Annotated in this window: 21 protein-coding genes and 2 pseudogenes; 13 read left to right on the top strand and 10 right to left on the bottom strand. The window is 52.8% G+C overall.

Features of this window, described 5'->3' with window-relative positions; translation table 11 throughout:
* The first annotated feature begins 15 nt into the window (after window positions 1–15).
* Window positions 16–1,569, top strand: a complete 1,554-nt coding sequence (locus D9980_RS04810; RefSeq protein WP_024486558.1) for a peptide MFS transporter — start codon at window positions 16–18, stop codon at window positions 1,567–1,569.
* A 48-nt stretch (window positions 1,570–1,617) separates the two neighbouring features.
* Here D9980_RS04810 and D9980_RS04805 read toward each other — a convergent pair whose 3' ends face one another.
* Complete coding sequence (locus D9980_RS04805) at window positions 1,618–2,016, bottom strand: VOC family protein (RefSeq protein WP_121606571.1); 399 nt, start codon at window positions 2,014–2,016, stop codon at window positions 1,618–1,620.
* A gap of 132 nt (window positions 2,017–2,148) precedes the next feature.
* Here D9980_RS04805 and D9980_RS04800 point away from each other — a divergent pair, with 132 nt between their 5' ends.
* Window positions 2,149–2,949: a helix-turn-helix transcriptional regulator gene (locus tag D9980_RS04800; RefSeq protein ID WP_121606570.1), complete on the top strand. Its 801-nt coding sequence runs from the start codon at window positions 2,149–2,151 to the stop codon at window positions 2,947–2,949.
* Here D9980_RS04800 and leuA read toward each other — a convergent pair.
* Window positions 2,921–4,587, bottom strand: a pseudogene (leuA, locus tag D9980_RS04795) (2-isopropylmalate synthase). The gene D9980_RS04800 and the pseudogene leuA sit on opposite strands and share 29 nt — an antisense overlap.
* Before the next feature lie 175 nt (window positions 4,588–4,762).
* Between leuA and D9980_RS04790 the strand changes: the two are divergent.
* Together D9980_RS04790 and D9980_RS04785 are read left to right on the top strand one after the other, a co-directional pair.
* Window positions 4,763–5,137 carry a MysB family protein gene (locus tag D9980_RS04790; RefSeq protein WP_024485685.1) on the top strand — a complete coding sequence of 125 codons (375 nt, stop codon included), beginning with the start codon at window positions 4,763–4,765 and terminating at the stop codon, window positions 5,135–5,137.
* Between the two features lie 97 nt (window positions 5,138–5,234).
* A complete protein-coding gene (locus D9980_RS04785) occupies window positions 5,235–5,783 on the top strand; it encodes a GNAT family N-acetyltransferase (protein WP_121606569.1) in 549 nt (182 codons plus the stop codon).
* Between the two features lie 3 nt (window positions 5,784–5,786).
* On the opposite strand, the gene D9980_RS04780 is transcribed toward D9980_RS04785, so the two are convergent.
* From D9980_RS04780 to D9980_RS04770, 3 genes are all read right to left on the bottom strand, one after another.
* Window positions 5,787–6,026 carry a YceK/YidQ family lipoprotein gene (locus D9980_RS04780; protein WP_370454289.1) on the bottom strand — a complete coding sequence of 80 codons (240 nt, stop codon included), beginning with the start codon at window positions 6,024–6,026 and terminating at the stop codon, window positions 5,787–5,789.
* Between the two features lie 81 nt (window positions 6,027–6,107).
* On the bottom strand, window positions 6,108–8,669 hold the full coding sequence (mdoH, locus tag D9980_RS04775) for a glucans biosynthesis glucosyltransferase MdoH (protein ID WP_121606568.1): 2,562 nt from the start codon (window positions 8,667–8,669) through the stop codon (window positions 6,108–6,110).
* Complete coding sequence (locus D9980_RS04770; protein WP_121606567.1) at window positions 8,662–10,230, bottom strand: glucan biosynthesis protein G; 1,569 nt, start codon at window positions 10,228–10,230, stop codon at window positions 8,662–8,664. The genes mdoH and D9980_RS04770 overlap by 8 nt, the downstream gene beginning before the upstream one ends.
* Before the next feature lie 252 nt (window positions 10,231–10,482).
* Between D9980_RS04770 and mdoC the strand changes: the two genes are divergently transcribed.
* The 3 genes from mdoC (at window position 10,483) to D9980_RS04755 (ending at window position 14,150) form a co-directional block, all read left to right on the top strand.
* Window positions 10,483–11,610, top strand: a complete 1,128-nt coding sequence (gene mdoC, locus D9980_RS04765; protein WP_046808170.1) for a glucans biosynthesis protein MdoC — start codon at window positions 10,483–10,485, stop codon at window positions 11,608–11,610.
* A 313-nt stretch (window positions 11,611–11,923) separates the two neighbouring features.
* Entirely contained in the window at window positions 11,924–12,148 is a 225-nt protein-coding gene (locus D9980_RS04760; RefSeq protein WP_021178338.1) for a hypothetical protein, read from the top strand.
* 280 nt (window positions 12,149–12,428) lie between these two features.
* Window positions 12,429–14,150 carry a potassium/proton antiporter gene (locus D9980_RS04755; RefSeq protein ID WP_024485690.1) on the top strand — a complete coding sequence of 574 codons (1,722 nt, stop codon included), beginning with the start codon at window positions 12,429–12,431 and terminating at the stop codon, window positions 14,148–14,150.
* 417 nt (window positions 14,151–14,567) lie between these two features.
* Here D9980_RS04755 and D9980_RS27160 read toward each other — a convergent pair whose 3' ends face one another.
* The 3 genes from D9980_RS27160 to D9980_RS04745 form a co-directional block, all read right to left on the bottom strand.
* Window positions 14,568–14,699 (bottom strand): hypothetical protein, encoded by a 132-nt coding sequence (locus D9980_RS27160; protein WP_255417739.1) that lies wholly within the window; start codon window positions 14,697–14,699, stop codon window positions 14,568–14,570.
* Between the two features lie 69 nt (window positions 14,700–14,768).
* Window positions 14,769–15,272, bottom strand: a complete 504-nt coding sequence (locus D9980_RS04750) for a YlaC family protein (RefSeq protein ID WP_121606566.1) — start codon at window positions 15,270–15,272, stop codon at window positions 14,769–14,771.
* A 119-nt stretch (window positions 15,273–15,391) separates the two neighbouring features.
* The gene (locus D9980_RS04745) at window positions 15,392–15,697 is read right to left on the bottom strand and encodes a hypothetical protein (RefSeq protein WP_071680533.1); all 306 of its coding nucleotides are present in this window, start codon (window positions 15,695–15,697) and stop codon (window positions 15,392–15,394) included.
* Between the two features lie 144 nt (window positions 15,698–15,841).
* Here D9980_RS04745 and D9980_RS04740 point away from each other — a divergent pair, with 144 nt between their 5' ends.
* The 3 genes from D9980_RS04740 (at window position 15,842) to D9980_RS04730 (ending at window position 19,672) form a co-directional block, all read left to right on the top strand.
* On the top strand, window positions 15,842–16,255 hold the full coding sequence (locus D9980_RS04740) for an Exc2 family lipoprotein (protein ID WP_121606565.1): 414 nt from the start codon (window positions 15,842–15,844) through the stop codon (window positions 16,253–16,255).
* A 434-nt stretch (window positions 16,256–16,689) separates the two neighbouring features.
* The gene (proP, locus tag D9980_RS04735; protein ID WP_024485695.1) at window positions 16,690–18,192 is read left to right on the top strand and encodes a glycine betaine/L-proline transporter ProP; all 1,503 of its coding nucleotides are present in this window, start codon (window positions 16,690–16,692) and stop codon (window positions 18,190–18,192) included.
* A 241-nt stretch (window positions 18,193–18,433) separates the two neighbouring features.
* Window positions 18,434–19,672: an MFS transporter gene (locus D9980_RS04730; RefSeq protein WP_238393685.1), complete on the top strand. Its 1,239-nt coding sequence runs from the start codon at window positions 18,434–18,436 to the stop codon at window positions 19,670–19,672.
* 77 nt (window positions 19,673–19,749) lie between these two features.
* Here D9980_RS04730 and D9980_RS04725 read toward each other — a convergent pair whose 3' ends face one another.
* Window positions 19,750–20,706: a DMT family transporter gene (locus D9980_RS04725; protein WP_238393684.1), complete on the bottom strand. Its 957-nt coding sequence runs from the start codon at window positions 20,704–20,706 to the stop codon at window positions 19,750–19,752.
* A 139-nt stretch (window positions 20,707–20,845) separates the two neighbouring features.
* On the opposite strand from D9980_RS04725, the gene D9980_RS04720 reads away from it, so the two are divergent.
* A complete protein-coding gene (locus D9980_RS04720) occupies window positions 20,846–21,340 on the top strand; it encodes an Lrp/AsnC family transcriptional regulator (protein WP_121606563.1) in 495 nt (164 codons plus the stop codon).
* A gap of 124 nt (window positions 21,341–21,464) precedes the next feature.
* Here the strand turns inward: D9980_RS04720 and D9980_RS04715 are convergent, their stop codons facing one another.
* Window positions 21,465–21,884, bottom strand: coding sequence for a hypothetical protein (locus D9980_RS04715; RefSeq protein WP_121606562.1), 420 nt, complete (start codon window positions 21,882–21,884; stop codon window positions 21,465–21,467).
* Between the two features lie 269 nt (window positions 21,885–22,153).
* On the opposite strand from D9980_RS04715, the gene D9980_RS04710 reads away from it, so the two are divergent.
* Window positions 22,154–22,606 carry a hypothetical protein gene (locus tag D9980_RS04710; RefSeq protein WP_121606561.1) on the top strand — a complete coding sequence of 151 codons (453 nt, stop codon included), beginning with the start codon at window positions 22,154–22,156 and terminating at the stop codon, window positions 22,604–22,606.
* A gap of 702 nt (window positions 22,607–23,308) precedes the next feature.
* A pseudogene (locus tag D9980_RS04705) lies at window positions 23,309–25,614 on the top strand (TerB N-terminal domain-containing protein).
* Window positions 25,615–25,616 lie beyond the last annotated feature (2 nt).

Raw genomic sequence — 25,616 nt, 5'->3', positions numbered from 1 at the left:
TATTGGGAAGACTTTATGCAATCCTCTGTTAATCAGAAAGAAAGCCGGACGTTCCTCGGCCATCCATATCCTCTCGGCTCGTTGTTCTTCACTGAAATGTGGGAGCGCTTCTCGTTTTATGGCATTCGTCCGTTACTGATCCTGTTTATGGCCGCCACGGTTTATGACGGCGGGATGGGGTTGGCGCGCGAAAACGCCTCGGCGATCGTTGGTATCTTTGCTGGCAGTATGTACCTGGCGGCACTGCCGGGTGGCTGGTTAGCCGATAACTGGCTCGGCCAGCAAAAAGCCGTTTGGTACGGTTCGATCCTGATCGCTCTGGGTCACCTGTCGATTGCCCTATCCGCTATTATGGGTAACGACCTGTTCTTCGTCGGCCTGATGTTTATCGTGCTCGGCTCCGGCCTGTTCAAAACCTGTATCTCGGTGATGGTTGGAACCCTGTACAAGAAAGGCGATGCGCGCCGTGATGGTGGCTTCTCGCTGTTCTACATGGGCATCAACATGGGCTCCTTTATTGCCCCTCTGATTTCCGGTTGGTTGATCCGTTCACACGGTTGGCACTGGGGCTTCGGCATCGGTGGTATCGGGATGTTGGTGGCCTTGGTAATTTTCCGGGTGTTTGCCGTACCGGCCATGAAGCGCTATGACAGCGAAGTGGGCCTGGACTCAACCTGGAATAGCCCGGTTGCCAAGAAAAATGGCGTGGGTGCCTGGCTGATTGCGCTGGCCGTAGGCGTTGCCGCGATCGTGGTTATGATCTCACAAGGTATCATCGTGATTAACCCGGTCGCCGTTGCCAGTATGCTGGTTTACGTCATCGCCGCCTCGGTCACGCTGTACTTTATCTACCTGTTCTTCTTTGCCGGCCTGAGCCGCAAAGAGCGTGCTCGTCTGCTGGTCTGTTTTATCCTGCTGATTTCTGCAGCCTTCTTCTGGTCGGCCTTCGAACAGAAACCGACCTCGTTCAACCTGTTCGCTAACGATTACACCAACCGCATGATCGGCGACTTCGAGATCCCAGCGGTATGGTTCCAATCGATTAACGCACTGTTCATTATCCTGTTGGCGCCAATCTTCAGTTGGGCCTGGCCGGCTCTGGCTCGTAACAAAATCCGCCTGAGCAGCATCACCAAATTCGTGATCGGTATTCTGTTTGCCGCCGCAGGCTTTGGCCTGATGATGCTGGCCGCGCAACAAGTGTTGGGCAATGGCGGCGCGGGCGTGTCACCAATGTGGCTGGTGGGCAGTATCCTGATGCTGACGCTGGGTGAGCTTTGCCTGAGCCCGATTGGCCTGGCAACCATGACGCTGTTGGCACCGGATAGAATGCGTGGCCAAATGATGGGCCTGTGGTTCTGTGCCAGCGCGCTGGGCAACCTGGCCGCCGGTTTGATCGGTGGCCACGTGAAAGCGGATCAGTTGGACATGCTGCCAACCCTGTTCGCCCGCTGCTCTATTGCGCTGGTGATCTGTGCCGCCGTGCTTATCCTGCTGATCGTCCCGATCCGCCGTATGCTGGAAAATACGCAGGGTAAAAGCGGTGACAAACCGGTCACGCACGCCTGATAGACACTGAAGCCTTTTAATTAAGCCAGCGCCCAGCGCTGGCTTTTTTTATGCCTGCCAGGCACGTGCTTGCAACACCACGCGATAACCATCCAAATCTTCAAACGTTTGCCCATGTACGTCCCAATAAGGGTTGTACGCCTGCACGCGCTCAAAACCACTGGCTAGCATCCGATCGCACCCTCTCTGCCAACTTGCAACCTCCGGCACATAAAATACCAACAGGTTGTCCTGCGTAGGCGCACGCCCAACCAGCACTCCACGATGATGGGTGAATTCCAGATGATAGGCATGGTGCGGATGACCAAGCATAATGCCATCGAACCCCTGGTGATCTGCAAACTCACCCAGTGGTTCAAACCCCAGCCCCTGGCAATACATTTTGGCAATCGCGGCCAAATGGTCGGTGGGCCGGGCGATCCGTAATACCGCGTTGGCAAGTTCCATATTTCCTCCCGTTGGCAAACAGCTAGCCTAAGCCGTTTCATGGCAAAACGGCGTACAGGAAATGCGCTTTGCGCTAGCGGCAAGACATGGCATGCTGCAACAGACTCGTCATCAGGCTCCAGAGGAGGAACAATGCTGGTTAACGTCGATTTTCTCCCAGAGAATCAGTCTATCGTGCCGTTTTCAAAGGACTATCAGGATGGCGATAGCGAACCGGATCATTACCACAGCTGCGCTCAACTGATCCATGGCCTCAGCGGTGTGGTACAGGTGAATACGCGCGTAGGCAGTTGGGTCGTCCCCCCCGGCCGTGGCGTGTGGTTACCGGCCAAAGTGGAACATAACCTGCGTTTTAGCGGTAACGTGGCGGCACGCACGCTGTTCGTCGATCCCCTGGCCCGTGCCGATTTGCCTGCTCAGTGCCAAGTGGTGCAGATTTCCCCCTTATTGCGTGAACTGATTATCAGCGCGATGGATATTCAGCCCGGCTACCGGCCCGGCGGACGCGAAGAACGCATTATGGAACTGATCCTTGATGAGTTGCGTATGCTGCCGATCCTGCCCCTGCACCTTCCCGAGCCACGCGATGGCGTCTTATTGGCCCTGTGCCAGCACATTCAACAATCTTTGGCGCAGCCTTGGGAGTTGGAGCTGGCGGCGCAGCACATCAACGTCAGTGGCCGTACGCTGTCCCGTCGATTCCAGCGTGAGACCGGCCTACGCTTTAGCGACTGGGTACGTCGTGCCCGCCTGCTGGCGGCGCTCAACGCCCTGGCCGCCGGAAGGTCGGTGCTGGAGGTGGCTTTGGATCTGGGCTATGACAGCCCCAGCGCGTTTAGCGCCATGTTCCGCCGCCTGCTTGGCGTTTCCCCCAGCACCTATTTTGCCCAGGCTCAGCCGGCAATCACGGCAAACAACGGCCAGCCACGTTGAACAGAGCCTGGAGCGAGGCACTGGCCGAGTCGGCGTCAATCCCAACTCCGTAAATTGCCTCCCCCTTGCTGGGGTACAACGGATATAGGTTACTGCCCGGCTATGGCTCTGATGACCCAAGGTGTGTTCATGGTAGTCGTCGATAGCCAGCACCAGGCCAAAGCGCTGGCATAACGCATCTACCGCGCTGGACAACAGCCCGTTACCGCTACCTTGCAACTGCATTGGTTCCCCTGCCAGTGCCACCTGCGCCGTAAAGCTGTAAGCCGCCCCACCCTGGCTTTGCGTTTGATAGCTAAGCAGTTGCAAACGCGGCTGTTCCACCAATCCGTAGCTGTTGCGGAACAGCCGCCAGATTTCTGCCACCGTCATCTCCTTGCCGCTTTCATCCGTGGCCTGTTGCACCACTTTGCTGAAATCGATCTGCAAGCCACGTGGCAAGCGCAATCCATGATTCTGCTCCAGCAGCCAGGCAGCGCCACTCTTGCCAGACTGGCTGTTTACGCGGATCACCGCCTCATAGCTGCACCCCACGTCTGCCGGGTCAAGCGGCAGATAAGGCACCTGCCATAACCCATCCTCACGCTGCTGCTGGGCGGCAAAGCCTTTCTTGATAGCGTCCTGATGCGAGCCAGAGAATGCGGTAAACACCAACTCTCCGGCATAAGGATGGCGCGGATGTACCGGTAACTGGTTGCACTGCTCCACCACTTCAACCACTTCCTTCAACCGGCTGAAGTCCAGCCCTGGCGCGATGCCCTGGGTGTACAAATTGAGGGCTAACGTCACCAAATCGACATTACCCGTGCGTTCACCGTTGCCAAACAAGCAACCTTCCACTCGGTCAGCCCCCGCCAGCATGGCCAACTCTGCGCAAGCGACACCGGTACCGCGATCGTTATGCGGATGCACGCTGATGGTCACCTGCTTCCGCTGGCTGAAGTGGCGACAGAACCATTCGATCTGGTCGGCATAAATGTTCGGGGTACTCATCTCCACGGTGGCGGGCAGGTTGATAATCATGGGCCGCTGGCGTTCAGGTTGCCACACGTCCGCCACTGCCTCACAAATTTGCAGGGCAAACTCCAGCTCGGTAAAGCAGAAGGTCTCCGGCGAATACTCGAAACACCAGTCAGTTTCCGGATGCCGGTCGCACCATTGGCGAATACGGCGTGCGCCATTCACCGCCAGCGCCACGGTAGCAGCCTTGTCCTGCTTGAAAACGATGTCGCGAAACATCGGGGCGGTGGCGTTATACAGATGCACGATGGCACGTGGAGCCCCTTGTAACGACTCCATCGTGCGGTCGATCAGATCGTCGCGCGACTGCGTGAGCACCTGGATTGAGACGTCATCCGGGATCAGCCGTTGCTCGATCAAGTGACGTACGAAGTCAAAATCGGTTTGTGATGCGGAAGGAAATGCTACCTCGATTTCCTTAAACCCGCAGGACAGTAACAACTGGTAGAACTGTAGCTTGCGAGCGTTATCCATCGGCTCTGCCAACGCCTGATTGCCGTCACGCAGATCGCTGGAACACCAGCGCGGTGCCTGCTGCTGGGTGCGCCCCGGCCACTGACGATCGGGTAAATCGATGGCCGGGAATGGCCGGTACTTGCTTGCTGGGTTGGCTAACATCCTGATTCTCCTACAGACCAAAGTGTGTAGTCATTATTTCCTACCCGTAGCCACACGTCTCCCGGCGGATGGACAACCATCGTCGCAAAACGGACAACAAAAAATTTGCATCCTGCGGCGATGCGACAACAATTAATGCTGGTGTCCCCCACGATGATTGAAAAAGGAGATGAGCATGAGCCTGTATGCCACGCTGGAAGAAGCGATCGAAGCCGCTCGCGAAGAGTTTATCGAAACGGCGGAAGGCGGCGATGATGAGCCGCCGGTACCTCAACAGTTTAACCTGCAAAAATACATCATGTTGGATGGCGACACGATGTGGCAGGCGGAGTTTTTCGAAGAAGAAGGTGAGTCCGTTGAATGTATGACGATGCGCAGCGGTGCTGCCGCCCAGGCCATTTTTGACGGTGACTACGACGAGATTGAGATCCGCGCAGAATGGATCAACGAAAATACGCTGCATGAGTGGGAGGAAGGGGATTTTCAGCTCGATCCTCCGCTGGATACCGAAGAAGGCCAAAGCGCTGCCGACGAATGGGATGAACGTTGAGCCCGTTGGGTGGGCGCCTGGTTGCCCACCCTCGCCTTGACGACCCTGGCTACGCATTGCATGCTGCTACATTCTTCCCTTAACACAGGCAGGTATCATGTTCATCAGGCAAGCAGTTCCCGGTGATTATCCCGCAATTCTGGCTCTACAGGCGCAAAACACTCCAGAGCAACTTAGCCCCCAGCAGCGGCAACAGGGCTTTATCGTCTCGCAGATGAACGAAAAACAGCTGGCAAGTATCAACAGCGGCCTGGGTATTTTGATCGCTACCGAAGAAGAACAGTTGGCTGGTTTTGTCTGCCTGATGCCAACCGACGCCCAACCCCGACCGCCGGAAGTGGATGCCATGCTGCACACGTTGGCCACACAGCGGTTTCAAAACCAGGCATTGGATCAACAACGGGTATTTCTGTACGGCCCGGTATGCCTGAGTGCCGATTGGCGGGGAAAAGGTGTGCTACGCCAGTTGTTTGCAGCGGTGAAAGTGCGAACTCAGCAGGATTTTGACGTTGGCGCGCTGTTTGTTAGTGAGGATAACCCGCATTCTCTCGCCGCCCATGTCGCTGGCCTGGGAATGACGGCGTTGACCACTTTCCACTGCAATAACCAAAGCTATCAGTTGGTGGTCTTCGCAACCAGAGGCTAAGACCTATTCGTAAGGCCCGTGCTGCGCATCAAACGGCAGCATAAAGGTATCCACCACCAGCGAGAGCGGCACATCAATCACCATAACACTGCGCCAGGGAGTATCACGCAAATCCCACTGCACCCCTGGATAATATTGGTGCCCGTGGCCTGCACCAGGCACCGTGCGGCTGATAATGCTACCGCAGCCAGATAATGCCGTCACCATAGCGGCCAACAGTGCCAGACGGACTAGTGAAGCCATTTTCAACATCCAAGCTTTATTGAGATTGAAACGAAAAAGGGGAACACGCAGTGCGCATTCCCCTTTAATTAATACTAACCGTTAGCGTTGGCCGACGGGGTGAGCCAGTTCATTATGCGGTAACTGCCGATAATGTTCGCGCCAGGCCTCGCCCTGCGGCAGCAGCCAAATGCGCTGATGCAGGCGTGACAACGCTACCGGATCGCTTAACAGCTCAAGGCGTTTGGCTTTCGCCAACTTCTCTGGCCCTACTTCCAGCGCCTCGTTCACCCGCTCTTCCCGCGTCCGATCGATAATGGCACGCAGATGGTGACGAGCCGTTGCCAGTGCGGCAGCCAAGGCGTTGTAGGACGGGTCCACCGCCGCATGCATAAAGCCATTGCGCAAGGCACGCTGACGATTAAGCTGCAGATAGGTGTCTGTGGCAACCAGTTCACGCGGCGGATCGTACTCTTCCGGGATCAGGAACAGCTTGGCCCGCTTGCTCTTGAGACCGAGCGTAGCACGGCTCGACAGCGCCGAAACAAACGGTGACAGGATCAGCGAGAAGACGATCGGTGACAGCCACCACAGGAAGTTCAGATCCAGCAATGCCATGCCGCCGCCCCAAACCAGCCCCAGCAGCATTTGCGAGCCGTGACGCTTGAAGGCTTCTCCCCAAGGGGTGTCATCGTCATCACGCTGCGGCGAGTTCCACACCACTTCCCAGCCCAGGAAGGCGCTGACCACAAACACGGTATGGAACAGCATGCGCACCGGCGCCAACAGCACTGAGAACATCACTTCCATCAGCATGGAGATCAGCAACCGGATCGGCCCGCCGTACTGCTTCGAGCCTTTTGCCCAGACCAGCACGATGCTCAGCAACTTCGGTAAGAACAGCAGCACCATGGTGGTGGAGAACAGCGCAATCGCCAGTTCTGGCTTCCACTGTGGCCACACCGGGAACAACTGCCGGGGTTGCAGGAAGTATTGCGGTTCCACCAGCGTATGCACTATCTGCAACGCGGTGGACAGCGCCAGGAACATAAACCACAACGGTGCCGACAGGTAGGACATTACCCCAGTCAGGAACACCGCGCGGTGTACCGGATGCATGCCTTTTACCAGGAACAGGCGGAAGTTCATCAGGTTACCATGACACCAGCGGCGGTCGCGTTTCAGCTCGTCCAGCAGGTTAGGCGGTAACTCTTCATAACTACCCGGCAGATCGTAGGCTATCCACACGCCCCAGCCAGCCCGACGCATCAATGCGGCTTCCACAAAGTCATGGGAGAGGATAGAACCGGCAAACGAACCTTCACCCGGCAACGGTGCCAACGCACAGTGCTCGATGAAGGGTTTCACCCGGATGATGGCGTTATGGCCCCAGTAATGGGATTCGCCCAACTGCCAGAAGTGCAGACCAGCGGTGAACAACGGGCCATAGAGGCGCGTGGCGAACTGCTGCACACGAGCATACAGCGTATCCATGCCTGAGGCTTTTGGCGCAGACTGGATGATACCGGCGTTCGGGTTGGCTTCCATCAAGCGTACCAGGCCGGTGAGGCACTCGCCGCTCATCACGCTGTCCGCGTCCAGGATCACCATGTAGCTGTACTCACCGCCCCAACGACGGCAGAAGTCGTCGATGTTGCCGCTCTTGCGTTTAACACGGCGGCGGCGACGGCGGTAGAAGATACGTCCGTGGCCCTCAACATCGCGGCACAGTTCCATCCAGGCTTTCTGTTCGGCGACACAGATATCGGGATCGTAACTGTCGCTCAGCACATAGATATCGAAATGCTCAAGCTGACCGGTCGCCTTCACCGATTCGTAGGTTGCCCGCAACCCGGCAAATACCCGTTCAACGTCTTCGTTACAGATCGGCATGATCAACGCGGTACGGTGCGCTGGATCGATCGGCTCATCACCTTTGATAGTCGAAGAGATGCTGTATTTATCTTTGCCAATCAGCAGTTGCAGGAACCCCATCAGCGCCGTCCAGAAGCCGGCAGAGACCCAGCAGAACAGAATGGCAAACAGGATCAGAATACCGGTCTGCAAAAGATACGGTAATATTTGCAACATCGACTGCATCAGATCCTGATCGAACATGGCGATAGGATCGATCAGCGCCCAGCCCTGATAAGGCAGGATGGTTTTCATGTACCAGGTGGCGATGCCGGTTTGCACCAACATCAGGATCAACAGCACGTAACGGCGCATTGAACCGACAATACGCCAGCGGTTTTCCGCCTCGGCTTCTTCTTTGCTGGCATGACGATTGTGCGTCTTACGACCCAGCAGAGTATCCCAGAAACGCCCCACCGGGTTGGTGCGCCAGGCTTCAGGGAACATGGTGGTACGTTTTATCGGCGGCGTGGCTTTCAGGATGGTGCGCCCTTCCGGGTCACAATCAAAATCGTCGTCATCGACGGCATCCGGCCAAGCCTGGCTGATGCGTGCCTTGACCGAGGCCAGGGCAATGTCATCGGCAGGCAGCGATGCCACATTGACATCAGAGGCCCCCATCTGACGATGCAAAGCCTCCAGTGCCAGGGTATCACCCGCCATCATTTGTTGTTTGAGCACCCCTGACCGCTCATCGGTCAGGGGCATTGCCGCAAGATATTCCTGGGCAGTTTCAGTAGACTTATTCATTGGCAGGTAGCTGATAGCTCCAGGTTTCCGTCAGGGTCTTGTCACCGTTGACCAACGCAGCACGCATTTCTACCGGCTGTTTCTCGTCTTTCACTTTCAAACGCACCGTCAAACGCCAGCCTTTGGTGACCGGATTATAGCGAACGCTGTTTTCCACCATTTCGCCGTTGTCACCAATGCTGATCTGAGAAGCTACCGGCGTATCGGCATCCAGCGCTTTCAGTGCCGGGCCGACGAAGTCAACCAGAAACGCCACGCTGCCGTCCGGCTCGCGGATCAGGTTTGACTGCTTCACATCACCGGTTGAACGCATGGTTTTACCCACGTAGCCGATATCCTGTGAATGCAGCTTCTCTTCGTCGCGGGTGAAGTACAGGCGGTAGTTCAATGCCAACGGCGTTTTTGCATCAGGCAACACGTCCGGCGTCCAGAACGCCACGATGTTATCGTTGGTTTCATCCGCGGTTGGGATCTCTACCAGCTCAACCTTGCCCTTGCCCCAATCGCCGCGCGGCTCAACCCAGGCGCTTGGACGCAGATCGTAACGATCGTCCAGGTCCTGGTAGTCACGGAAATCACGGCCACGCTGCAGCAGACCAAAACCTTTCGGGTTTTCGATGCTGTAAGTGCTGACCGACAGGTGCTTAGGATTGTTCAGCGGACGCCAGATCCACTCGCCGTTACCAGCATGGATAGACAGACCGTTGGAGTCATGCAGCGCCGGGCGGTAATTCAGCGTTGGCGAAGGATTGCTCGGCCCAAACAGGAACATGCTGGTCAACGGTGCCATACCCAACTTGCCCACTTTGTCGCGCAGGAACACTTTGGACTGGACATCTACCGTGGTATCGCGGCCGGGGTAAACCACAAAACGATAAGCGCCGGTGGCTCGTGGGGAATCCAGCAAGGCATAAATCACCAGATGTTTGTCGCCCTGCTTAGGACGTTCGATCCAGAACTCGCGGAAACGCGGGAACTCTTCGCCAGATGGCAAGGCGGTATCAATAGCCAGCCCACGGGCAGAAAGCCCATAAACCTGCCCTTTACCCACCACGCGGAAGTAGCTGGCGCCCAGCATGCTCATGATTTCGTCGTTCTTATCCGCACTGTTGACCGGATAGAGCACTTTAAACCCGGCGAAACCGAGTTTCTTCACCGAGTCGGGATCGTGCTTGACGGGACCAAAGTTGAAATAGTCCGGGCTGTATTTGATCTCTTTGACGGTGGTGGCCGTAACCTCGTTGATGGTCACCGGCGTGTCGAAGTACATTCCTTGATGGTAGAACTCAAGCTTGAAAGGGGTTTTCAGCTTGCTCCACACGGCTTTATCGTGATTGAACTGGATCTGCTGATAGTCCGCGAACTTCATATCGCGAAACTGAGAAGGAAGGTTGCTCTTCGGGGCTTCAAAGCTTTTTCCTGCCAGATCCTGTGCCTGTTTGGCCACATCGTCGATAGAAAAAGCCCAAGCCTGCGAACTCAACAACGTGCATAAAACGGTAGCACCTAACCAACGTACGCTCGTGGCGCGTGGTTTTTTTGATAATAGATTTACTAGCACATCCCCCCCTATTCGTGTGCTCAAAATATTCAAAATCCATATTAATGGATTATTCTGCTCGCCGACAACATGATAAACGTGTGCTGATGTTTACGGCCTAGAGTTTAAGCAGTTGTGCAGCGTAGCAAGCCGTGCTCCAAGACGCTATGGAAAAATGTCGGTCGCTATAGTAGGGTTTGAGTTTGCGATTACCCCATTGCCGACTTATTAAGCGGGTTTACACTCCCCTGATGCAACCACCAGCGGTAACCTATGACTAACAGCACTAACCAGCGCGAGTTTTTCCTGGATTCGATCCGGGCCTATTTGATGCTGCTGGGCATTCCTTTTCATCTTTCTCTGATTTACTCCAGCCACTCGTGGGCGGTAAACAGCACGACCCCGTCGTTTTCGCTGACAGTGCTGAACGACTTTATTCACGCCTTTCGCATGCAGGTGTTCTTCATTATCTCCGGCTACTTCTCCTACATGCTGTACGAACGCTATGACAGCCACCGCTGGTTGAAGGTACGCCTGGAGCGGGTTGCCATTCCGCTGTTGAGCTCTATCCCATTGATTACCCTGCCACAGTTTTTTTTACTCAAGAACTACACCGATAAATTAGCCGGCTGGGATGATTTTACCCCTTATCAAAAAATAAACGTGGCGGTTTGGGAGTTGGTCTCCCATCTGTGGTTTTTATTAACCTTGTGCTTATTGACCTGCGCCTGTTTTTATCTGTTTAAAAAAATTAAGGCGATAAAAACGCCGATGGCACCGCGGCCAATAAATAAAATGACCAATCTCAGCAATATCTCATTGTGGTTTTTATTGTATGCCTTTATATACGGCGTGTTTCATCGCATTATTTTAATCACCGCCCCGCATTTACTGTCTAACGGCCTGTTCAACTTCGTGGTGATGGAAACCCTGTTCTACCTGCCGTTCTTCATTGTGGGTGCCTACGCGTTTAAGTACTCATGGCTGAAAGCGGTGTTCCTCAAGCCCTCGTGGCCAGCCGTACTGGGCTCACTGCTGCTGTTGGTAGCCTACATGCTCAACCAGAAACTGCTGGCGCACAGCAGTTTTGGGTTTGAACTGGAAATCATGATCAAAGCCGTGCTCGGGGTCCTGATGGCCAACGTGGTGTTCGCATTTGGCCATGCGCTGCTCGATTTCCATTCGCCTCGCATTACCTATCTGGTCAACGCTTCGCTGTTTATCTATCTGGTTCACCATCCGCTGACGCTGATATACGGCGCCTTCGTGACTCCGCTGATCGATAATAATCTGCTGGGTTTCCTGCTGGGCCTGGTGTTCGTCTTTGCTTGCGCCTTCCTGTTATATGAGTTGCACAAGCGCATCCCGCTGTTACGCTTCCTGTTCTCTGGTAAAGCCTAACCTCCCGTGTAAGGGCGTTGCTTGCAGCGCCCTGCTAACATGACACTCCCCCCTCGTAAGTGCGCCGCATGCTGTGACCGCTTAGCTATAATTGATCGGTGGTCAGCGCACATATTGCTCAACCTAACGCGACCCGTTGATGCAAAGTTGTGCTGGAGCATATTGCAGTGACTTGTTATAACTACAGTGCATAAGAAAAAATCCACATCCCTGCCTTACGGTAGCGATTGGGCTCACGAACCCTAAGGGATGGCGCATCACCATCGCGTGCGCCGGTAACATTTCCCTTCCGTCACGACAGAGAGGATTTTTAATGACCGATAAACCGACCGCGGCAACCGAAGCCGTAGCAGAAAACGCCACACTACTGAAAATCTTGGGTAGACTGCTGTCCGCACTGGATTCTTCCATCAGCGGCAAAGATCGCAGCGTATTGGTAACCGAGCTTTCCAGCCTCAACCTGGACGGGATCTCCGAAGCCGAAAGGAAACTGGCAGCCGAATTAATCAAGCGTGCCCTGCAATCACTCGATCACTAACCTCCCGCCTGCAAACCATTAAGCCTCCTGCTGGGGGGTTAATGGTTTTTCATCAATAACCTGTTTCCTACCGTCCTCAATGAGCTGATAAATAGGCACAAAAGCCGCAATACCCACATTTCACCTCTCCTTTCATCAAATTTTGCGGCAACCAGCCATAATGACACCGTTTTTTTGGCAATCAGCCTTGGCATTGCACAGGAAAAACAGGCTATTATGACCCGGTGTCATTGCTTTGGCGCCTCCCCCCTTTCAGCTCAACTCGCAGGAGAACATTATTTTGGATGCCAGCACGATCAATAGCTTGTTCATCATCGGTGCCGTGTTGGTGGGAGCAAGTATTCTGCTCAGTTCTTTCTCTTCGCGCCTGGGTATTCCCATTCTGGTGATCTTTCTGGCGATAGGCATGCTGGCCGGTGTTGACGGCCCCGGAGGCATCGCCTTCGATAACTATCCCGTCGCCTATCTGGTCAGCAACCTGGCTCTGGCGGTGATCCTGCTCGATGGCGGGATGCGTACCCGCGTCAGCTCCTTCCGTGTCGCGCTATGGCCCGCATTGTCACTGGCCACCATCGGCGTACTGATCACCGCAGGTCTGACGGGCCTGGCCGCCGCCTGGCTGTTTAACCTCGATTTGATCCAGGGGCTGCTGATCGGTGCCATTATTGGATCGACCGATGCGGCAGCGGTGTTTTCACTGTTGGGTGGCAAAGGGCTGAACGAGCGTGTCAGCGCGACGCTGGAAATTGAGTCCGGCAGTAACGACCCGATGGCGGTGTTTTTAACCATCACCCTGATTGCCATGATTTCCGCTGGCGAGACCTCGTTAAGCTGGATGTTCATCGTCCATCTCTTGCAGCAATTCGGTATGGGTATCGTACTCGGCCTGGGCGGCGGGTGGTTGCTGATAACGCTGATCAATCACATCAAGTTGGCGGAAGGGTTATATCCGCTGCTGGCGGTGAGCGGCGGCATCTTGATCTTTGCCCTGACTACCGCTCTGGATGGCAGCGGCATTCTGGCGGTCTATCTGTGCGGCCTACTGCTGGGTAACCGTCCAATCCGTAACTACCACGGCATTGTGCAAACCTTCGACGGCCTGGCCTGGCTGAGCCAGATCGGTATGTTCCTAGTGCTTGGGCTGTTGCTTAACCCGCACGACCTGTTGCCTATCGCCATCCCTGCCCTGCTGCTCTCGCTGTGGATGATCCTGTTTGCCCGCCCGATTTCGGTGTTTATCGGCCTGCTGCCGTTTCGCAACTTCAACCTGCGCGAACGCATGTTTATCTCCTGGGTGGGGTTACGCGGCGCGGTGCCGGTGATCCTGGCGGTGTTTCCGATGATGGCCGGGCTACCCAATGCCAATCTGTTCTTTAACGTCGCGTTCTTTGTGGTGTTGGTTTCACTGCTGTTGCAGGGCACTTCGCTGTCCTTTGCCGCCAAAAAGGCCAAGGTTGTGGTGCCACCGGCATTGGCCCCGATTTCCCGCGTGGGGCTGGATGTTCATCAGGAAAACCAATGGGAGCAGTTTGTCTATCAGCTAAGCGCAGAGAACTGGTGCGTTGGCGCGGCGCTGCGCGAACTCAAGATGCCGCCGGGAACGCACATTGCCGCGCTGTTCCGTGGGAAAGAACTGTTACACCCGAGCGGCAGCACCCGCTTGCTGGAGGGCGATACCCTGTGCGTTATTGGCCATGAACACGATCTGCCTGCGTTGGGTAAACTGTTCAGCCAGGCGCCTACGGTTACGCTGGATGAGCGGTTCTTCGGCGATTTCATTCTGCAATCCGATGCGCGCCTGAGTGATATCTCTCAGGTCTACGGCCTGAATCTGCAAGAAGGCGTGGACGATCAGCAAACGCTCGGCCAGTTTGTCACCCGGTTAATCGGGGGCGAAGCCGTGGTGGGGGATCAGGTGGAATGGGATGGATTGACCTGGACTATCGCGGAGATGGATGCGAATCAAATCAGCAAGATAGGCGTCAAGATCGTTACCGATTAACCCGTTAATCGCCATTAACCATGCCGTTGCGGGAACTAATCCGGCCCGGAAAACTCTTAATGACAGTCATTAATGCCCACCTCAGCGTTGAGGTGGGCCGTTTGCGGTACATCAACCGTCGGATAAGATCTTGAGCAGCAAAGCGAAGTTCTTTTCAGCCTTGACCGTCATCGCTTTAAGCGTTGCCTTACTGGACTTGGGTATCGCCGATTTGGTCCATCGAATACTATTTGGATGATGTAACCTGATGCAAAAACAACAAGAGAAAGATTTACTGGGAAAAGTGCTGCTGACCGTTTCTGCCCTGTGCCTCGTCACCGTGGCCGGGCTGCTGGTCTGGGGTTTTGTGCTGGATTGAGGCAATGTCTGGCGAGCGGGTATAAAAAAACCGCCGCGGCGGTTTTTTTGGCAATTCAATCAGATTTTGCAGCCTTCGCAGTCTTCTTCATCCTCGAAAATCTCAGGAACTTCCCTGGCCTTCTGCGCCGCATTTTTTTCCGCTTTGGCTAATTCATCATCAATGTCAAAATCAAAAATATCATCACTCATCGCTATTTCCTAAGAATAGTCTCATGACCAACAGCTATTATAGCCAACCTCGACAACGGTGCAACCTATTCAGCTCAGCGCGGCCTGCGGCGCTAACGGGGTGGCTAACCTTTTGGCATAGGCCAGATCGTAAACGTCATAGAAATCAATCTCGCCCTTGTTGGCGATGATTTCCTGCATACGCGTTTTCAACACCGAGCTCACCGTAGGTTCGTTCAACAGCGCCTGGATAGCCTGCGGCGACAGTGCGCGCGTAAAGTACCATTCCCCATTGTAACAAACTCGCAGATCCAGCACGCCGATGTCCTCGAAGCGGTAAACCGGTTTGATTTCAATCAGCAGCATGGCAAACATAAACAGCACAAAGGCAGTAAAACCCAGGAACGAATACAGCCCCATATAGGGCACCGGGTACATCACCGCAATCACCGCAAAATAGCCAGCGAACATGGCAAAGCACAGCCAACGGTGGGTACGTGCAAACTCGCTGTTGAAACGCGGCTTGCCGTCACGCCCTTCCCGCCGGTTAATCTGTTCTATCTCTGAAACCAGGATGTTCTTAATCGTATCCATCGCCATACCTTAATGCCTCAGCGCATCGTGACTATCACCAATCTCAGCCCAAGCTATCACAATGACAGTTTATTGAGGTAGATCAATTCCTGCATTATTCGCCGCAAACTGTTATAGGATCAACGTGACTGTGATGCCCTTCCCTGCCCCTGAGCGACCATAAACATACGCTGTGCAACATCATCCGCCTGCTTGATTTTACGTTTCTGCGGTTCGTCACAGCGATGCGCAGCGCGTACATAGGCGATTTCATGTGCCTGATCGATCATCGAAATCACCTTGTCGCACGCTGTTTTATCCATATTGCCCAATAGGGTGGTGATGATTGCCTGGTAGGCATTGGAGGCCGCAGTGAGTGCCTGTTCACGGGCTTCCAATGCCTCTATACGCTGCAAAAGCACTTGAAGCAGTTCGGTATCAGACATATCCACCTCCACTCACCAGGCAACGCTGCCTGTAATAAGTGTAGCAAGGGTTGCGCTATCATGATGGGTTTCAATGTGTTGCTACTGGGATAGAATAGAGGGACATCCTCTGGAACCTTCAATACCTATAACAAGGAGCATCACATGCCATCAAAACGTTATCGTTCTATCACGTTGTTAGCCACGTTATTACTTTGCGCTTGTACTGCCTCACAAAGCAGCGTTGAAAGACACGCCCGCCATGCCACTTATCAGTTGGCGAATGCGCATTTCGACCCCAACACACAGACCAATATCTCGAAGTCAGCCAAAACCGCCATCCCGTTCTTCGAGCAGTTCTACCAGGCAGGAAAAAAAGATCGCCAGGATGGACTGACCCGCGAACAGGCACAGCAAAGAGTGAATGGGTTCCGCAGCCCTGATTTTTTACCTGAGTCAGAGCAAAAGGCGATGATGTTTAATCAATCCTACACGGCTGACTCGCCGAAAAAACAGCGCGAGATCCTGCTCGAAAATGCTATCGCCACTTACTGGGATGGTTATGACGGCAAGCCTTAACCAGGCGACCTGCTAGCAGCTCAGCCCCCTGCTCTTACCTCTGTGAGGGGGCCTTAACCCTGTATCATTCCTGTACTGTTCGGGGACATTGTAGACAGGTGTTCGCAGACATGCTGAACACTTTTTAACGCCCTTTATTGATGAAAATTGGTCCATCCTTCAGATAATCCTGCAGTAAAAGCCTCTGAAAAACATAACATTTTTTACTCGATTTGATTCAAATCCCAGATAACGCTAAGCTATATGACAAGAAAAACTAATCCTAAGGATGACCTTTTTTGTTTAAAACCCTATTTATTGTGATGAGACTCTCAGAAAAAAACCACGAGGACAATCTGCAAAACAAAGGTGACATTAGCCTGACTGATATCTTGACCAATAAAAATGAGCGGGCCGACGAACTCGCCGACGATCAATTTTGCATGGGATGATTTATGAAGCTAAGAAAAAAAAGGCATAAACCACTACAGATTAATGACATCACGATTATTGATGACAGCAAGTTAAAGAAAGCCATTACCGCCGCCGCATTAGGCAACGCCATGGAATGGTTTGACTTCGGTGTTTACGGCTTTGTCGCCTACGCACTTGGCCAGGTGTTCTTCCCTGGCGCCACGCCCGGCGTGCAGATGATTGCCGCTCTGGCCACCTTCTCGGTTCCTTTCCTGGTACGTCCTTTGGGCGGCGTCTTCTTCGGTGCCATGGGCGATAAATTCGGCCGCCAGAAAGTGTTATCCATCACCATCATTATTATGGCGATCAGTACCTTCTGTATCGGCCTGATCCCGTCCCACGCCTCGATTGGCATCTGGGCCCCTATCCTGCTGTTGCTGGCCAAACTGGCACAGGGCTTCTCCGTCGGTGGGGAGTATTCTGGCGCAGCCATCTTTGTGGCCGAGTATTCACCAGACCGTAAACGCGGATTTATGGGCAGTTGGCTCGACTTTGGCTCCATCGCTGGCTTCGTATTAGGGGCTGGTGTGGTGGTACTTATCTCCAGCATCGTCGGTGAGGCCAACTTCCTCGACTGGGGCTGGCGTATTCCGTTCTTCTTGGCAGCACCGCTGGGTGTAATTGGCCTGTATCTGCGCCACGCCTTGGAAGAAACGCCAGCGTTCCAGCAGCATATGGACAAAATGGAACAGAACGATCGTGCGGCCATTGAGAACCCGCCGAAGACCTCGTTCAAAGAGATCGCCACCAAGCACTGGAGAAGCCTGCTGGTGTGCGTAGGTATCGTGATCTCGACCAACGTGACCTACTACATGCTGTTGACCTACATGCCAAGCTACCTGTCGCATAACCTGCACTATTCCGAAGACCACGGCGTGCTGATTATCATTGCCATCATGCTAGGTATGTTGTTCGTCCAGCCACTGGTCGGCATGACCAGCGACCGCATTGGCCGTAGACCCTTCATCATTGGCGGTAGCGTCGGCCTGCTGTTGCTGGCCATCCCTAGCTTTATCTTGATCAACAGTAACGTTATTGGCCTGATTTTTGTTGGTCTGTTGATACTGGCCGTGTTGCTCAACTCCTTTATAGGGGTGATGGCCTCCATTCTGCCTGCGATGTTCCCAACGCACATCCGTTACAGCGCGCTGGCGATTTCATTCAATATCTCGGTACTGATTGCAGGTGTCACACCAACGCTGGCCGCCTGGCTGGTCGAAACCACCGGCAACCTGTATATGCCAGCCTATTATCTGATGGTAGTGGCAGCGATTGGTCTGGTTACCGGCCTGTATATGAAAGAAACGGCTAACAAGCCGCTGCGCGGTGCTGCTCCTGCCGCCTCTGACCGCTCAGAAGCCAAAGAGCTGCTGCAGGAAACTTACGATAATATCGAGCAGAAAGTCGAAGATATCAGCCAGCAAATCGCCGATTTGGAGAAGAAAAAGCAAACGCTGATCGACCAGCATCCAAAACTGGATTAATTCTCTACGCTGAACAAACAGGCCAGAGCTCGTTAGCGTAACGACTCTGGCCTTTTTATTACTCTCAATGGGCGTATTACGAACCGGTTAAGATTCTGTCCGTTGCCTCGTTCGTTCTGTTTGCTTCCCCCCACGAACATGCTAATTTGCCATGACTTTTCAGGAATGACGCAGTTATCAGGTTCGGATACCTCAATGCTCTGCGCCCCTAACTTCAACAGTAATAATTAAGGGGGTGCTCTTGCCCGGCCGAACTTTCAATCCCGTCGCCATGTACCAAGGGTTGCCAAACGACGTCTATTTTATTGCCTTAGCCAGGTTTGTTCTTGGCCTTGGCAATTTCATCATACCGTTCATGGTTCTGCTGCTAACGCAAAAACTAGGCTATTCAACAACCATAGCAGGCGGCCTGGCGATGGGAGTCACCGCATTCTATCTTTTGGGGAATCTGGTCGGCGGCAAGATGTCCGATAGTTTCGGCCATAAGAACATGATGATTTGGGGAGAGATCATCGGTTCGATAATCTTGGTCGTGAGCGGTTTCTTTACCGATTGGCATACCCTACTACCCGCGTTGCTTTTTGTCAGCTACTTCTTTTTTGGTGTTGCCCTCCCGGCAAGTAATGCCCTTGTCGCCGATCTATCTACCCCTGCCAATCGCAATGCGGTGATGTCGCTAAGCTATCTTGCCTACAATCTGGGCTCTGGCGTTGGCCCGGTTCTGGCTGGCTATCTTTTCTGGCACTACACCGCCTGGATTTTTTGGGGCAATGGCCTCGCTGGCCTGATAGGCGTAATCATCGTTTTAATGTATGTAACCAATCCTACCGACAATCGGGTAACAAACTATCGGGAACACTCAGAACTGGAAGAAGCCACAGATGCTTCGGTATGGCAAGTGTTCAAGCAAAGGCCTCGGCTGCTGGTATTCGGCGTGTTATGTATGCTGCTGTGGTTTTCGTTAAACCAAATGACCATGACTACCCCGCTCTACCTTAGCCATATTTTTGGCCAACAAGGGCCGGTCTTGTTTGGCCAGTTAATGACCTCCGCGAGCATTTTGGTGGTGGTGATGACACCGCTGATTATCAGAATGACCATCAACATCTGCGATATTAAAAGCCTGGCCATTTCCGCGTTTGCGTTAGCAGTGGGATATGGCATTACCCTGCTATCCCCTCTGGTTGCCATGCAGTTTATTGCCTGGTTCTTCCTTACCATTGGCGAGATCTTGCTCGTCACCAAGGAGGGGATCTATTTAGCCAATAACTCCCCGCGCAGCCATCGTGGACGCATCAGCGGGATAGTGACCACCATTAGGAGCCTGGGCCTAATGCCCACTTATATCTTGATGGGGGCGTATATACAAAGCTATGGCTACCTGGATGCCTGGAAATTAATCATTGGTATCTCATTGCTTACGGGGTTGATGTTGATAGCCCTTTCGGTCCAGCAGAGAAAGGTTGGCGAGAATTATTAGAACAGTCCTAACTCACAGACGTAAGCTGACCAAGCTAACTTGGCCATGTTTACCTAGGGGCGCAACATGCAGCACCCCTACTGAGTCTTAATGCCTCTTGCCGATGGCTTTACCGTCACAATAAAAATACCCGACATAATGACCAGCAGACCGATACCCAGCGTGAGAGTCAATTGCTCCCCCAGGAAGACAACAGACATCAGTAAGCCTATCACCGGCACCCCGAGCATCGCCGTCGACATGCTGGTGCTCGACAACCACATGCTGGCGGCATTCACCGCAACAAAGCAGAACGCGGTCGCCAGCGGCCCCATAAACAGCAGTATTTCAATTAACGATGTCGAGCCATCGCCGGTATACGGCCCTTCGAAGACCCGAGCCATCAGTGCTAACGGTACGCTTGCCAACAACATCTGCCAGGGAGCAAGCTCATACGCGCTGCACACCCCTTTATGATAACGCAGGTGCAAAATGCACATCGCCCAGGCAAAGGAGGCCGTAAGCAACATCAGGTTCGCCACGATGAGAACCTTATCGCTCCAGTTAAACGTGAACGGATTGAACAGCACAATGACCCCTACACCACCCAGCAACGATCCCATCAGTTGCCGACGTGACAGTGACTGACGGAAAAATAGTACTGCGATAGGTGTGACCCAGAGCGGCGTGGTGTAAGCCAGGATTGCGGATCGGCCAGCAGGCACTTCGGTCATGGCAAAGGCACCGAGCACGGTAAATGTCAGCATTTGCAGCAGCCCTACGCTCGCCACCAACGGCCAATCCTTGCGTGGCGGGAATCGCAGCTTTTTGGTCAATATCTGCAGAGCAAACAGGCACAGCGCACCACTGACAAATCGGGTGGTAGAAAGCCAAATTGGCGTCATATGAGAAAGCCCCGCCTTCATCACCGGCCAGTTCGCCCCCCAGACCACAATGGCCCCAACCAACAGCAGGACGCCTTTGATTTTCACGCTATCGGGCGCGTAGCTCGACACGTTTGGCGAGCCGGTTAAATATTTACCCTCAGTATCCACAGCGGTTTCTCATCCATTTATTCAACATGCCAATTTTATCTGGATAACCGGGGAAATTTTCTCTTATTATGTTCATCTAATCGGATTTTATGAGTCATTTTAGCCTCATAAATTACATTTTAAGGACAAACTTTCTCATATGAAGAAGCTTGATCGCACAGACGTCGCCATTCTGAACTCGATGCAGACGAACTCGCGGATCACCAATGCGGAGCTTGCCCGCTCGGTCAATCTGTCCCCAACCCCCTGTTTCAACCGTGTAAAAGCCATGGAGGAGTTGGGCATCATCAGAGGGCAAGTCACCTTGCTGGAACCGGCGGTGCTTGGGCTCCATGTGAACGTATTTATTCAGGTGAGTTTGGAAAAGCAGGTGGAAGGTGCACTCAGCAATTTTGAGCAAGCCATTGATCAGCGCCCAGAAGTGATGGAGTGTTACCTGATGACGGGCGATGCCGATTACCTGCTGCGGGTATTGGTGCCCGATATTCGCGCGCTAGAGCGTTTTATTCTGGATCACCTGACCAAGATCCCAGGAGTAGCCAACATCCGTTCCAGCTTTGCCCTCAAGCAAGTGCGCTATAAAACGGCTCTGCCGCTACCGCCAGAAGGCATCAGCATAGCCTCTACGAAATAGTCGTTTGATAACGAGTCACGCATGAGCTGGCAAACTTCAACCGACTCAAGGCGTAGGGGCGCTGCATGCTGCGCCCAATCTTGAATAAGCTGCGCGAAAGTTGGAACCTCCGCGCAGAGAAGGATTATTTTTTCTTGGCAGTAGTCGGATTTGGTTTGGCTTTCTTTGGCTTGGCAACGACTTCTGCAGCAACGGTTGATTCTTTAACCGCTGGAGCAGATACCTTGGTTCTCGCTTTTGTCTCTGCGGAGGGCTTGGCAGCATTGCTTTTTGCTTTTGCCGCAACCACTGCAGGTTTACTCGGCGTTGTAACCACCTTGGCTTCCGAGGCAGGAGGCTCTATAGCGTTGTCCTTAGCTTGAACAGCACCGGGATCTGCAGCTAATGCCTTATACTTTTCCACCAGGTTTTGGTAAGTGTTTAACGCTTTGGCGCCATTAAAGGAGTTGTCAATTTTCCCTGCGCGGATCAACTCTACAACCACCTGCTGGGCCGCTAGCTCTGGATGTTTCGCCGGATTAATAATCTCAATTTCAAATTCCATCGCCATCTCCTGATTGAATAGCCGAGTCTTGTAGCATACCAGTTACCGCTGGCAACGAAATCTGGCTGAATCCATTCAATTTATAAATCGACGATAGAGAAGCCACAACGCTGCGTGATTGAATTTGCCCACGAGCTGAGAAAATACGTCGTTGCTTGTCGAATCGCGTTAAGGGCTATTGAGTGCTAGATTTAGATATGCCCCTCAGCCACCGAAATACCCAGTCCGTTTCCGTGGTAATAGATAGGCTCATTTTGGGAGGAACTACAATGTCAAAAAATGCAGCTGTTATGCTGACACTTACCCTACTTGGTATCGCCCCGGCCCACGCCATCAACGCAAAATTTGCCCAGCAGCTTGAGCGTTCTGGCTGCACCCAAGTGACCGAGGCCCAAGGCTGTGACATTCACAAAACCAAAGCCGAGAATGTCAAGGCCGGTTTTGGAGCCGCCCCCGCCGCTGACACTAGTGCCAGCCCATATACCGGTGAGTGGGTTGCCACATTCCCACAGACGGGTGCCACGGTAGCGACAATCAGTATCGATGCCAAGGATCATGTCTTGGTCAACGGTAAGCAGGTCAAAGCAAAGAAATCTGATGGCGCGCTGGTGTTCAGAAGTGGCACCATCACTTATACCATTCAAGGAGATCGTCGCCTCAAGGGGGAAGATGTCTGGGTGGATAATGATGCAGGCAGCAAAGGAGTGATTAACGCCAAATAAAGATATCGAGTATCCCGCTGAACCGAGCTGTGTCAATTTGCGATTCTACTTTGGCGATGATCTCAAGCGTTTTTACCAATTCTCCTGCGTTAAGCTTGGAGCCTACCACCAATCGCCTTAATCATGCTGCTGTCAAATTATTCTAGCCCAGGGAAACTTGTCACCACATGGCTTCTCAGAGTTTTAACATCGAATTTACCTTCCTTAAACCCGCCTTAAACAAGATAAATCTTACCGTGAATTTAGATTTTTCATCATCACTTTTGGTTTCATGAAAGATATTCAGATAGATTGGCCAATATCCATCAGAGCTCTGCATCAGCGATTGCATCTTTGTTCGTCAGATTGGCTTTCGCAGCCCGTCGAATCGTCTGCGTTGCTCAGTTGACCGGTAAGTTTCGCCAGACAGCATATGGTCCTGTCGAATCTGAATCCCAGTGACGGCCGGTCGCGTGTTGGAAAAAAATAACAGCAATCACACTGAGAGGGGGCCTCACTGACATTAGTCAGTCTTGAATATTTTCTGCTGGATTAGTTTATTTAATTGATATTATTAACTACTAAAAATTACCGAATTAATTAATATAACATTTTGGTTTCAACCACCGTGATATAGAAGTATTATTTTAATATTAATCCACCTGCTTTTTTCTCTCGCAATCGTTCGGTGTGAGCGATCAGTCACTATTAAGGTTACTGTTCATGGAATTATGGATATTCATAGCAGCAATTTATTTCATCTACCTGTTGTTTTTCAAAAAGAAAAAAATAAATCTTCGGGACCGTATGCCTCCAAAACCATGAAAACCCCCTCTAATGTGTGGATTGCTCATAACAAGAAAAAAGAGATTGTTGGGCGAAACGATGACAGTGAAGATGAGAATCTGGCCACCTTTACACTGAGCGATGATCGGAGTATCGAATACCAAATAACAACTACTCCACGTCGCGATCCCTTAAAAATTACTGGTACTTTAGCTCGATGGGTACAGCCTGGTGAGAGGATCACTGCAGGAGGTATAGAAATTACCTCCGGTCACGTCTATTTCGGGCATAGGATGAAGCCCGCCAGGAAGAGCTTAAGCGGTTATTATGGCGATGACAGTGAGGCGTCATTGATTGATGACTCGCTGAAGATACAGCAGAAACCTTACTTCTACGAAGACAGTTCACTGGGATACTGGCCGAGTTACTCTTCGCTTTCAGCTGATGCGCGCGGCGCATATCTCAGTTGGCTCGCCAGCGACAGGCGTGATGCGTCATGCCCTGTTGGTTACGTTTTTATCTATCTATATGGTCTAGAAAGAAGGGCTCTCGTTGATAGCCGGGATGAAAAAACATCAGATACTGAGTTCCGCACGCTGTTTAATGAAATTTTTCGTTTAAGGACGGTATTTATTGAGAACCGCTCCTTTAGAAACTACTCATCCCAGTTACTTGAAGCAATGTCCATTCTGCGCCCGGACATTGATCTGGCTGCTGACGCAGGCAGTGACACTGGTTTCAACAGTGGCATGCAGTTTAAACTGGCATTGGCAAAGGTTGTGGATGCAGGAGAGCCTGTGTCAGCCGATCTGGCGCTGACGTGGATAACAAATCATACGGAGTATGCATTACGAACTCCCGCCCGCCGCTGTGCTAAGGAATTTGCAGCCCTTTTCAAACGGCGCTATACCCTCAAATACGATGAGGGGATGGTTGTCAAGCCGAATAAAACGCGACTGCGGCTGGATTATACGCCAGCTAGTCCCAGTCTACGCGGCATTCGCCTTCCGGTTCCCGACCTGCCTGACCCCTGTGCATTAAAGGGCCCTATCCAGAAAATTGTGACACTTGCAGAGATCTGTACGGACGAACTGGATGCTTACAGCCGCTATCTTGGCAGGAAAGGCACATCAGAAAATGATCCTGCAGCAATTATGTTACTGCCTGTTGAAATCATCAATGAACGTACAGAAAAAATTTTAAGCACATTCAAACACTGGGCTGATGAAGTTATTGAGTATCATGAGGGGTTAACCTCGATTGCTGACTTCTGGGCACATATGGGCGCAGTCTGCCCGGCGAAGCTCAATAAAAAAGAGAATGACCTGATGCAGGCCTTTGCACTAAAGATGGGCTACTGCCTGGCACCTGACCCGTTTTACCACCACGTAAAGGCGGAGGCTGACGGCGCTCTGGTTCTATTCGCTGCCAGTAAGGGCGCACGCTTCTCACCATCTCCTGCCTTTATCTCAGCAGTGATGACGCTCAAGCTAGGGGCGATGGTGGCCTTAACCGACAACCGTCTTGATCTGGCCGAGCGAAAAGTGCTGGATGATGCCATCGCTCATAATTCAGACTTCACCGATGATGAAAAACGCTCCTTATACGCATATTTAACGTGGCAGCTTCATACCCCGGCCAACATGACGGGAATGAAAAACAGAATAGCGCTGCTGAGCACGGCGGAAAAATCAGCTGTGGGTGAAGTCATCGTCGGCGTAGCCTGCTCGAATGGCAGTACCGAGCCTGCCGAAATCAAACAGCTACAGAAGATTTATTCAGGCCTGGGACTGGAACCCTCAACTGTGCCCGGCAACATCCACCAGCATTCCACGGCAGAGATTGTCCCTCTGTCGTCTGCTTCAGCGAGTCTGGGTACTGCGGAGTTCACTCTGGATGCCCGCGTGCTTGCCCGCCATGAATCGGCCACAGACGATGTCCATAAATTACTGAGCACGATTTTCTCCGAGGACGAATCGGAATTGCATGAGAGAACTCCCATAATCAGGGCGCAGGAAAGCCTTGACAGTGCACACAGCCAGCTTTACCACAGGCTGCTTGAGAAAGACCAGTGGTCACGGAACGAGGCGACAGAATTGTGCGGGCATTTTAATTTGATGCTCGGCGGTGCGCTTGAAGTTATCAATGACTGGTCTTATACGGTGGCTGATGCGCCGGTACTGGACGATGCCGATGATGATATCTGGGTAGACCTGGAAATTGCTAAAGAACTAGAGGGATAGTG

Source organism: Serratia sp. 3ACOL1, assembly GCF_003668775.1.
In the GTDB taxonomy this organism is placed as follows: domain Bacteria; phylum Pseudomonadota; class Gammaproteobacteria; order Enterobacterales; family Enterobacteriaceae; genus Chania; species Chania fonticola.
Note: the sequence above shows the minus strand (reverse complement) of the source record. Positions and strands in the feature narration are given on the sequence as shown.

Coding starts and splice junctions, on each gene's coding strand:
- D9980_RS04810 (WP_024486558.1), top strand. CDS start 16: ATGCAATCCTCTGTTAATCAGAAAGAAAGCCGGACGTTCCTCGGCCAT.
- D9980_RS04805 (WP_121606571.1), bottom strand. CDS start 2,016: ATGGAACTTGCCAACGCGGTATTACGGATCGCCCGGCCCACCGACCAT.
- D9980_RS04800 (WP_121606570.1), top strand. CDS start 2,149: ATGCTGGTTAACGTCGATTTTCTCCCAGAGAATCAGTCTATCGTGCCG.
- D9980_RS04790 (WP_024485685.1), top strand. CDS start 4,763: ATGAGCCTGTATGCCACGCTGGAAGAAGCGATCGAAGCCGCTCGCGAA.
- D9980_RS04785 (WP_121606569.1), top strand. CDS start 5,235: ATGTTCATCAGGCAAGCAGTTCCCGGTGATTATCCCGCAATTCTGGCT.
- D9980_RS04780 (WP_370454289.1), bottom strand. CDS start 6,026: ATGGCTTCACTAGTCCGTCTGGCACTGTTGGCCGCTATGGTGACGGCA.
- mdoH (WP_121606568.1), bottom strand. CDS start 8,669: ATGAATAAGTCTACTGAAACTGCCCAGGAATATCTTGCGGCAATGCCC.
- mdoC (WP_046808170.1), top strand. CDS start 10,483: ATGACTAACAGCACTAACCAGCGCGAGTTTTTCCTGGATTCGATCCGG.
- D9980_RS04760 (WP_021178338.1), top strand. CDS start 11,924: ATGACCGATAAACCGACCGCGGCAACCGAAGCCGTAGCAGAAAACGCC.
- D9980_RS27160 (WP_255417739.1), bottom strand. CDS start 14,699: ATGAGTGATGATATTTTTGATTTTGACATTGATGATGAATTAGCCAAA.
- D9980_RS04750 (WP_121606566.1), bottom strand. CDS start 15,272: ATGGATACGATTAAGAACATCCTGGTTTCAGAGATAGAACAGATTAAC.
- D9980_RS04745 (WP_071680533.1), bottom strand. CDS start 15,697: ATGTCTGATACCGAACTGCTTCAAGTGCTTTTGCAGCGTATAGAGGCA.
- D9980_RS04740 (WP_121606565.1), top strand. CDS start 15,842: ATGCCATCAAAACGTTATCGTTCTATCACGTTGTTAGCCACGTTATTA.
- proP (WP_024485695.1), top strand. CDS start 16,690: ATGAAGCTAAGAAAAAAAAGGCATAAACCACTACAGATTAATGACATC.
- D9980_RS04720 (WP_121606563.1), top strand. CDS start 20,846: ATGAAGAAGCTTGATCGCACAGACGTCGCCATTCTGAACTCGATGCAG.
- D9980_RS04715 (WP_121606562.1), bottom strand. CDS start 21,884: ATGGAATTTGAAATTGAGATTATTAATCCGGCGAAACATCCAGAGCTA.
- D9980_RS04710 (WP_121606561.1), top strand. CDS start 22,154: ATGTCAAAAAATGCAGCTGTTATGCTGACACTTACCCTACTTGGTATC.